General features: G+C 33.2%; 10 protein-coding genes and 1 tRNA gene. 3 read left to right on the top strand and 8 right to left on the bottom strand.

Features of this window, described 5'->3' with window-relative positions; translation table 11 throughout:
* Positions 1–172: 172 nt before the first annotated feature.
* Together DRF58_RS17455 and DRF58_RS17450 are read right to left on the bottom strand one after the other, a co-directional pair.
* Positions 173–254 (bottom strand) — tRNA-Leu (locus tag DRF58_RS17455).
* Between the two features lie 117 nt (positions 255–371).
* Positions 372–1,139 carry an MBL fold metallo-hydrolase gene (locus tag DRF58_RS17450; protein WP_116037199.1) on the bottom strand — a complete coding sequence of 256 codons (768 nt, stop codon included), beginning with the start codon at positions 1,137–1,139 and terminating at the stop codon, positions 372–374.
* A 54-nt stretch (positions 1,140–1,193) separates the two neighbouring features.
* Between DRF58_RS17450 and DRF58_RS17445 the strand changes: the two genes are divergently transcribed.
* The 3 genes from DRF58_RS17445 to DRF58_RS17435 are packed head-to-tail and all read left to right on the top strand — an operon-like array spanning position 1,194 to position 3,599.
* A complete protein-coding gene (locus DRF58_RS17445) occupies positions 1,194–2,618 on the top strand; it encodes a TonB-dependent receptor (protein ID WP_116037200.1) in 1,425 nt (474 codons plus the stop codon).
* Positions 2,619–2,630: 12 nt separating this feature from the next.
* A complete protein-coding gene (locus tag DRF58_RS17440; protein ID WP_116037197.1) occupies positions 2,631–3,080 on the top strand; it encodes a GAF domain-containing protein in 450 nt (149 codons plus the stop codon).
* A 6-nt stretch (positions 3,081–3,086) separates the two neighbouring features.
* Positions 3,087–3,599, top strand: a complete 513-nt coding sequence (locus DRF58_RS17435) for a hypothetical protein (RefSeq protein WP_116037195.1) — start codon at positions 3,087–3,089, stop codon at positions 3,597–3,599.
* A 9-nt stretch (positions 3,600–3,608) separates the two neighbouring features.
* Here the strand turns inward: DRF58_RS17435 and DRF58_RS17430 are convergent, their stop codons facing one another.
* The 6 genes from DRF58_RS17430 to DRF58_RS17405 all read right to left on the bottom strand — a co-directional run bounded on the left by DRF58_RS17430 (position 3,609) and on the right by DRF58_RS17405 (position 7,450).
* Positions 3,609–4,334, bottom strand: coding sequence for an ABC transporter substrate-binding protein (locus DRF58_RS17430; RefSeq protein ID WP_116037194.1), 726 nt, complete (start codon positions 4,332–4,334; stop codon positions 3,609–3,611).
* A 160-nt stretch (positions 4,335–4,494) separates the two neighbouring features.
* Complete coding sequence (locus DRF58_RS17425; protein ID WP_116037192.1) at positions 4,495–5,073, bottom strand: DUF5606 family protein; 579 nt, start codon at positions 5,071–5,073, stop codon at positions 4,495–4,497.
* Between the two features lie 72 nt (positions 5,074–5,145).
* Positions 5,146–5,718 carry a peptide deformylase gene (gene def / locus DRF58_RS17420; protein WP_116037191.1) on the bottom strand — a complete coding sequence of 191 codons (573 nt, stop codon included), beginning with the start codon at positions 5,716–5,718 and terminating at the stop codon, positions 5,146–5,148.
* The gene (ruvX, locus tag DRF58_RS17415; RefSeq protein ID WP_116037189.1) at positions 5,715–6,128 is read right to left on the bottom strand and encodes a Holliday junction resolvase RuvX; all 414 of its coding nucleotides are present in this window, start codon (positions 6,126–6,128) and stop codon (positions 5,715–5,717) included. Before ruvX ends, def begins: the two co-directional genes overlap by 4 nt.
* A 98-nt stretch (positions 6,129–6,226) precedes the next feature.
* Positions 6,227–6,823, bottom strand: a complete 597-nt coding sequence (locus DRF58_RS17410) for a hypothetical protein (RefSeq protein WP_116037188.1) — start codon at positions 6,821–6,823, stop codon at positions 6,227–6,229.
* Between the two features lie 114 nt (positions 6,824–6,937).
* The gene (locus DRF58_RS17405) at positions 6,938–7,450 is read right to left on the bottom strand and encodes an RNA polymerase sigma factor (protein WP_116037186.1); all 513 of its coding nucleotides are present in this window, start codon (positions 7,448–7,450) and stop codon (positions 6,938–6,940) included.
* Positions 7,451–7,708: the final 258 nt, after the last annotated feature.

Genomic DNA, 7,708 nt, shown 5'->3' with positions numbered 1-7,708 from the left:
AAAAATTTAGAAGCAACTTCAGAGGAGTTAGGGATCGGGCGTTTTTTCTATTCAGACTACAAAACATTTTTGCTTAAACACAAGTTTTGGTACTGATCCGACAAAATGCGGACAAATCAACATTCATTAAAATACAAAACGCTGCTAATCAGAAGATTAACAACGTTTTTTGTACCCAGTGCCGGAATCGAACCGGCACATCTTTCGATACTAGAGTTTGAGTCTAGCGCGTCTACCAATTCCGCCAACTGGGCTGATGTTTGTTTTAAATTGGTGTGCAAATATAGGACTATTTTTCAGTTTACAAAAGTGTTTTTGTATTATTTTTTAATTTAATTCTTAACAATCTGTAAATCAAAAAAATAATTTTACTAAAATTTTATTTCCAATCCATCATAAGCCAGATGAATGTTGTCTGGGAGCTCATTTTCGACCTCTTCGTGGAATCCCAGATGATGGCTGATGTGAATTAAGTACGTTTTTTTTGGCTTAAGTTCTTCTACCAAATCCAAAATTTGAGGCAAAATAAAATGAGAATGATGAGGCTCTGTTTTTCTAAGACAGTTAATAATGAAAAAATCGAGGTTTTTTAGTTTCTCTTTTTCCTTGTCATCAATCTTGCTTGCATCTGTAATGTAAGCAAGATTTTTAAATTTAAAACCAAGAATATTAATCTCAGAATGGATAATATCAATCGGTTGAACTTCTACTTCATTGAATAATTTAAAATTATCCTCGATTTCAAATAGATCAAAACTGGGGGCGCCAGGATATTTTTGTTCTGTAAAAGCGTAAGGGAAACGACTTTTTATTTCTGCCGAAACTCTGGAATTACAATAGATTGGCATCGAAGCTTTGTTCTTGAAAATCAAAGGTCGCAAATCATCAAGACCGATAATATGATCATTGTGCTCGTGAGTTATCAGGACAGCATCAATTTGCTCCTCATTATTAGTCAACATTTGCTGACGAAAATCGGGTCCGCAGTCAATTAATATTTTTTTTCCAGAATCTGTAGTTACAAGCGCAGATGTACGTAAACGCTTATCTTTTTGGTCTTTGGACAGACAAACAGGATGATGGCTACCAATAACAGGAATGCCTTGTGAAGTTCCGGTTCCTAAAAATTTTAAAAGCATTTTTGTATTTGCGCTGTTTTTGGTAAATTTACAAAATAAATCTAATTCTTCGTGATAAAGCCAAAACTTACCCCTAAGCAGAAAGCATTAGCCATTAATTTAGATTCATCCATCTACGGAACTTTTGCGGAGATAGGAGCGGGTCAAGAAACTGTAAGACACTTTTTTCGAGCTGGTGGTGCTTCTCAAACGATTGCAAAAGCGATGTCTGCCTATGATAAAGACTTCTCTGATGCAATCTACGGGAAAGAAGCCAAAAACCGATACGTAACACAGAACAGACTTCGTAAAATGTTACGTTATGAGGTAGCTTTGATTGAAGAAAGGATTCCGAGAGAAAAAAACCCGGGGAAAAAATTCTTTTCCTATGCTAATACGGTTACAACAATCAATTTTGACAAGACTTCAAAGGGACACGGCTGGGTAGGTATCCGTTATCAGAATGGACCAGACGAGGATTTTAATGAGATTGTGATTCACGTCAAATTTAAAGAGACTAATGCAACACTTCAACAGGAAACTTTGGGGAGCCTGGGAGTTAATTTGATTTATGGTGCTTTTTTCTACATTGATAATCCACGACTTCTGATAGAATCGTTATATGATGACCTGTCTACTGATAGATTGGAAATTGATATGATTGATTTTAGTGGACCGGATTTCCAATTTGTGGATAATCGTCTGATGAGTCTTCAGTTGGTGAAATTAGGAATGACGGATGCGGTTATCTTTAATTCTCAAGGTAATAATATGCTTCCTGCAGATATTCTTTACAAGAAAAATATCTTTGCCGTAAGAGGTAGTTTCCGCCCTGTAACACGAGTTAATATTGATATGTTTGAACACGGTTTGGACATGTTCAATCAGGATAATGCTTGTGACCACGAGAATACACAGATTCTTTTCGAAATTACAATTTCAAATTTGAGAGCTGCTGGGGATATTGATGAGAGAGATTTTCTTGACAGAGTTGATATCTTAGGAAAGTTAGGTTATACTGTAATGATTTCCAATTTCTCCGAGTATTACCGAATGGTAGATTACTTCTCAACATTTACGAATCAACATATTGGTGTCGCAATGGGAGTTAATAACCTCTTGGATGTTTTTGATGAGGAATATTACAAAAATCTGCCTGGTGGAATTTTGGAAGCTTTTGGCAAATTCTTCAAAAAAGATATGCGCGTCTATCTTTATCCTTACAAAGACCCGAAAACAGGAAGTCTGTTGACATCGGAGAACTTGAAAGTTCATGATAATCTGAAGGAGTTATATAAATATTTCAAACTCAATAAGAGAATTGTAGATATTACCAATTTCAATCCAAAATTCTTGGAAATCTATTCCAGAGAAATTCTTAAGAAAATTGTGACTCAGGAAAACGGTTGGGAAGAAGAGCTTCCGGCGGGAATTCCGGAGATGATAAAAGACCGTCAAATGTTCGGTTACAAAGAGCTAAGTTTTGACGGACTCAATTAATATTTCAAAAAAATGGTAGAACTTAAAAAAAGACTTTCATTCATTTTAGAAAGTCCTGAACACGATACAAATGCAAAACTTCTGAAAATCTGCCAGGTTTTGGATAAGGAAATTTCTTATTACAACTGGACAGGATTTTATTTTAAAAATGGAGACAAAGACGAATTGGCTTTGGGTCCTTATGTTGGAGCGGTTACAGACCACGTGATTATTCCTTTCGGGAAAGGAATTTGCGGACAGGTTGCAGTTTCTGGAGAGACTTTTGTGGTTCCGGATGTTCATTCTCAGGATAATTATTTGTCTTGCTCCATCGATACAAAAGCAGAAATTGTAGTTCCAATCTTCAAAAACGGAGAAAATATTGGGCAAATCGATATCGACAGTCATTCAAAAGATCCATTTACAAAAGAAGATGAAGAACTCTTGAATTGGCTTTGCGAAGAAGTTGCGAAGGTTTTGTAAAACAAGATGAGATTTTTACTTCTCATATTATTACCAATATTTGTTATTGGTCAAAACGAAAATCTAAATTCAGGAAAATATAGTCTAGCAAATAGGATTTTTGAAACGAAATGTGAGAAAAATAATTATATTAAAATTCCTAATTCTCAAATTAAAGTTGAAAAGAATAGAATCATTTTTAATAATGTCAGTACATTAGAGTTTGATGATAATATTGATTCCAATGCGAAAATAGTTTTAGCTAATGGATTTTTGAATCCTTATGAAATTAATAAGAGCTTTAGTTTGAGAATTTCTGCTATCGAAGAATTACCATTATTAAATCCAAATTTTAAAATCAAAAGATATAAGTTTTGGATTTTTTCAATTAAAGAAAATAGCGATGATGTAATTTTAGCAAATCCGGTTGAATATTATTTTGAATTGCAAAATATAAATACAGATGAAAATAGCACTTTCGAAGAGTTTATTTCTAATGCAAAATTGACTTGTTTAGTTAATCGTGGAATTATTTTATAATGTAATTTTCTATTTAAAAATTTCTAACAAATCCCGATAATAATTCCCACACTTCGCTAGATGCGAACCATACCAAGAAAAAGCTTCGCCATCAACAATCATAATTTTTGGATTCTTACAAACTTCTTGGATTTCCTCAATATGTTTTTCTTTGAAAGGAAAAGGCTCTGACGAAAGAAAAATCAAATCGGCTTCTTTCAAATCTTCCAACTGAACTTCGGGATAACGCTTCTCGTTTTTAAATAGATTTTCGAATCCCAGTTCTTCCAAAATCCTCGAAATAAAAGTATCACCGCCAATTGTCATATAAGGATTTTTCCAAATCAGATAAGCGACTTTTAACTTCTTTTCAGGTTTCTGAATATCAAAAGCTTCATAAGTTTTCAGATTGAAAAATTGCGCTTTTTCTTCTTTGTTAAAAATATGTCCAAGTTGTTTGATAAGGTAATAATTATCTTCAAGCGTTTCAATATTCGTTAATAAAACTTTGAAGTCTTTCATCAATTCTTCAACTTGTTCTTTGATGTTTTCTTCTTTATTAGCAATGATTAAATCAGGTTTCAATGATTTAATTTTCTCAATATTAAGGTTTTTCGTTCCGCCAATAATTTCAACCTTATCTGCGACTTCTTTAGGATGGACACAGAATTTTGTACGACCAATAATTTCGTCAGTCGTTAAACCTAAATCAAATAAAGTTTCAGTAATCGAAGGAACAAGTGAAACAACTTTCATAAATGATTTAATTTAATAATGATTATTCTCAACAATGTCAGTCTGAGGCTTTCAAAAACTTTAAATATAAAAAAAACTCTCTCAAAAATAAACATTTCTGAGAGAGCATTTTATAAAATATAAATTTTCCGCCCTTTAGGGTTGGGGAAAGAAAATTTAATTAATCTTCTTTTTTAGTCGCTTTTTTAGCAGCTGGCTTTTTAGCAGCAGGTTTTTCTGCTTTTTCTTCCTCTGTTTTTTCAGTCGCTTTTTTTGCCGGAGCTTTTTTAGCTGCAGGTTTTTTCTCTGCTTTTTCTTCAACAGCTTTAGCTTCTTCAACAGTTTCTTCTGCTGGAGCTTCTGGTTTTACAAAACTCTCTGGAGTGATATAGCCAGCTTTTTGAAGCAAGTTATACCATTGAGCTAATTTTTTGATATCAGACTCATAAACTCTTTCAAGGTCATAGTTTGGAAGAGAAGCAGCCATAAAAGCTCTTAGTTCATCGCTAGGAGATTTATGATTAATCGTTGGTTTGTAGTCGTAATTTTTTGCAATATTTTCAAAAACTTCAAACAAAGGAACTTCTTTATCAAAAGTGAACATTGCGATATTATCAAGAAGACTTACTTGGCTTGAGTTCGAGATGCTCGCTTTTTTCTTAGTAGTGATATCCTCAACGATAAATCCATTTTTAAGTTGAGAAACCAATTTGAAAAGTCCTGGTTTTCCAGAGATTGAAATGATTTTTTCTAACTGCATTTTAATATTTTTCTTTAGTAGTATATTTTTTATTTGTCTAAATTCTAATGTCTAGCTTCTAACATCTAGAAATTATTTCGGAAATCTCATTTTATAACTCACGGCAACTTCTCCGTTGGCAATTTTCTGAAGTTTTCCTTTTACGATTTTTTTCTTTAAAGCGCTCAAGTGATCTGTGAATAAGATTCCTTCGATATGGTCGTATTCGTGTTGGATTACTCTTGCTCTGATGTCAGAAAATGTATCGGTATGTTTAACGAAATTTCTATCGTAATATTCTATTTTAATCGTCGATTTTCTCTTCACATCTTCACGAACTTCTGGGATACTCAAACATCCTTCATTGAATTTCCATTCTTCGCCAGATTCTTCAAGGATTTTTGCATTGATGAAAACTTTTTTAAAGTCTTTCAGTTCATCAGCGATATCTTCATAATCTTCATCTTCAGAAAGAGGAGAAACATCCACTACAAAAAGTCTGATGTCCAAACCAATCTGAGGCGCAGCCAAACCAATTCCGTTGGCACCGTTCATTGTGTCGAACATATTATCGATTAGGGTTTGAAGCTCAGGGTAATCTTTGTCGATATCATGTGCTTTTTTTCTCAAAACGGAATCTCCGAATGCTCTAATTGGTAAAATCATCTCTTTTGGTCTAAAAAATTTTGCAACAATATTGTCGCGCTTACTTTGTCAATCAATCCCTTTTCTTGTCTTTGTTTTTTGTTTTTTCCGCTTTGACTAATGAAAAAAGAAGCCATTTTGGAAGTGAAACGTTCATCCAAACGATTGATTTTTTTCTCAGGAAATTCCTTTTCAAATACTGAAATAAATTTCTGAATCTCAGTTTCGATTTCGGACATATTTCCTTTCAAATCTGTGGGAAGTCCGATAACGATTTCGTCCACGTTGTTTTCAGAAAAATATTTTTTCAAAAAATCTACAAGTTTTGGAGTTTCAACTGTTGTCAAACCACTCGCAATGATTTGTAAGTCGTCTGTCGCAGCAATTCCTGTTCTTGCTTTCCCGTAGTCGATGGCTAGGATTTGTCCCATAGGTTTGCAAATTTACAAAAATTTTCAGCTTATGAAAATTAAAAAAGCCTTGCAATCATAATCGATTTTACAAGGCTTTTTATTGATAAAAGATGAATTTAATTTTGCTTCATTTCATCAACCAGTAATTTGATTTTATCGATATACTTTCCATAAAAATGTTTGAACCACCAGTTGCCTGCAAAGTATAAAACAAACAGCCCAAACAAAATAGAAAGCAAAAATTTGAAAGCCAAAAGTCCGTCTGTATATTCATGGCTATATGGAATTGATTCGGTAATGATGATGATTTCGCAAACGAAAAAGGGAACAAAACTTAGATAAAATGAAAGATAATATTGTTTGTTCAATTCAAACTGATGAAACAAATCCTTCAAAGAATCGTAAGTTCCCAATGTCGGATTGCTGATTTCTTTATAAAGTTTAAAGAATTTGCTAAAGAAAAAACCAGTGACCAAAGCCATAGATGCCACTAAAATTTCTATATAAAGCCTGAATCTGAAAGGAATTGGGAAAAACCAAATCACAATCAAAACAACGGGCAAAAGAATGGCAGTTGACCAAAATTCATAACGCATATTTTTCCGAATCCTTTCCAAAGGATGATGCATCTGTCTTTGTTTTTCTGGCGAGATCTCCGGTGTTTCGGAAACATCTTCTTTATTCCAAAGTGATTTAAGATTATCTAGGTTCATATATTTATAGTTGTTGGTTGATAATTAATAATTGATAGTTTCTTGGTTGTCAGCCAGAGGCTCTCGAAGGTTATTAATTTTCTTTTGTCTTTTTTCTTGTGTCTTTAATGCTTGTCAGGCTGAGGCTCTCGAAGCCTTTTTATTAATGAGTTCTTTCAATTTTTCTTTCGCACGATTCAGTTTTACTCTGGCGTTTCCTTCCGAGATTCCCATTTGTTCTGCCATTTCTTTTCCGGAAAAATCTTCCAGATAATAGAAAATCAAAGCTTTGTCAATAGGATTTAGTTGTTGGATAGATTCATACATCAGTTTTAGGTTTTGTTCGTCTTCAAAGTTGTATTCCTCTTCTTTTATTTTGTAGAGCGAGACATCATCATTTTGGATAAACGTTCTTCTTTTCTCAGATTTTAGGAAGATGATTGCTGTGTTCAACGCAATTCTATAAAGCCAAGTTGAGAATTCTGACTTTCCTTCAAAACTCGAGAAAGATTTCCAAACCTGATAAACAATCTCCTGAAAAAGGTCATTCTGGTCATCGCGATTATCCATATACATTTTAGAAATCTTGAAGATGATTCCTTTATGTTTATCGATTTTCTCTAAAAATTCTTTCTCCGGCGAACTCATTTTTGTTTTAACTCTATTCGGTTAGTAATGATATGGGAAATTTGTTACAAAATAAATTAAGAAACAAGATAAAAGACAAAAGAATCAAGTTTTTCAATGATTCGAAGCGCCTTTGCTACTCTTAAAAAAAATTCAATAATGTATAAAAATCTTTGCGCTCCTTTAGTTTGCAAAATAAAAAATACAAGATTAGATTTATAATTTAAAAATCATTCACAAGAAACAGGGTGAACCATTTTGTGTCAAAGGTATCAAGAC

Source organism: Epilithonimonas hispanica, assembly GCF_003385395.1.
GTDB lineage: Bacteria > Bacteroidota > Bacteroidia > Flavobacteriales > Weeksellaceae > Epilithonimonas > Epilithonimonas hispanica.
Note: the sequence above shows the minus strand (reverse complement) of the source record. Positions and strands in the feature narration are given on the sequence as shown.

Bases quoted from the DNA above. Each gene is read 5' to 3' on its own strand.
- DRF58_RS17450 (WP_116037199.1), bottom strand. From the start codon at position 1,139: ATGCTTTTAAAATTTTTAGGAACCGGAACTTCACAAGGCATTCCTGTT.
- DRF58_RS17440 (WP_116037197.1), top strand. From the start codon at position 2,631: ATGGTAGAACTTAAAAAAAGACTTTCATTCATTTTAGAAAGTCCTGAA.
- DRF58_RS17435 (WP_116037195.1), top strand. From the start codon at position 3,087: ATGAGATTTTTACTTCTCATATTATTACCAATATTTGTTATTGGTCAA.
- DRF58_RS17430 (WP_116037194.1), bottom strand. From the start codon at position 4,334: ATGAAAGTTGTTTCACTTGTTCCTTCGATTACTGAAACTTTATTTGAT.
- DRF58_RS17425 (WP_116037192.1), bottom strand. From the start codon at position 5,073: ATGCAGTTAGAAAAAATCATTTCAATCTCTGGAAAACCAGGACTTTTC.
- def (WP_116037191.1), bottom strand. From the start codon at position 5,718: ATGATTTTACCAATTAGAGCATTCGGAGATTCCGTTTTGAGAAAAAAA.
- ruvX (WP_116037189.1), bottom strand. From the start codon at position 6,128: ATGGGACAAATCCTAGCCATCGACTACGGGAAAGCAAGAACAGGAATT.
- DRF58_RS17410 (WP_116037188.1), bottom strand. From the start codon at position 6,823: ATGAACCTAGATAATCTTAAATCACTTTGGAATAAAGAAGATGTTTCC.
- DRF58_RS17405 (WP_116037186.1), bottom strand. From the start codon at position 7,450: ATGAGTTCGCCGGAGAAAGAATTTTTAGAGAAAATCGATAAACATAAA.